Raw genomic sequence first — 595 nt, 5'->3', positions numbered from 1 at the left:
CATATAGTATTTTTATATTATTTGGTAATAATTTGGTAAATTATGAAAAAATTAAAAATAATATAAAATTTTTGGAAGAATGGACAAAAGATCTTAAAAAAGAATTAAATAATCAATATAAAATAATTTTTGATAGATTTGAATCTCTTAAAGAACTTAGAGGAAAAATAGAAAGATTAGGTAAACCAATAAAAATAGGAAATTTATAAATTCCACTATTTTCAGATAGATTAAATAGAGATATAAGGATTATATTTTCTATATTTAATAGCANNNNTATAATTGTTGTATGGGGAATAGACTTTCATGAAAAAGCTTCTGTAAAAATAATAAAACATGCTGAAGGTTTTGCAAAAAATCATCAAAATTCACTATTAGAACTTATGGGAATAAAAACAATATATAGATAAAAAAATTATGGATATAGCCAGCTACCCCTCAATCTTGGGAATGGTTGTGTATCTCTAATATGATCTAGTTTGCATACCCATCTTAAGAATCTTTCAATACCCAATCCCATTCCAGAATGCGGAACAGATCCATATCTTCTTAAATCTTCATACCTGTCATCTGCATTTATTTCTTCATTTCCAAC

2 protein-coding genes are annotated in these 595 nt (G+C 25.0%); one reads left to right on the top strand and one right to left on the bottom strand.

The window, feature by feature from the left end; all coding sequences use genetic code 11:
• Positions 1-209, top strand: a 209-nt coding sequence (locus LUA84_RS01120) for a hypothetical protein (RefSeq protein WP_231434039.1), incomplete at its 5' end; no start/stop codon positions are given.
• 206 nt (positions 210-415) lie between these two features.
• On the opposite strand, the gene LUA84_RS01115 is transcribed toward LUA84_RS01120, so the two are convergent.
• On the bottom strand, positions 416-595 hold a 180-nt coding region (locus LUA84_RS01115; RefSeq protein ID WP_305836188.1), incomplete at its 5' end, for an amino acid--tRNA ligase-related protein.

This window comes from Candidatus Nanopusillus massiliensis (assembly GCF_920984865.1).
This window is presented reverse-complemented; position numbering and strand designations above follow the sequence as displayed.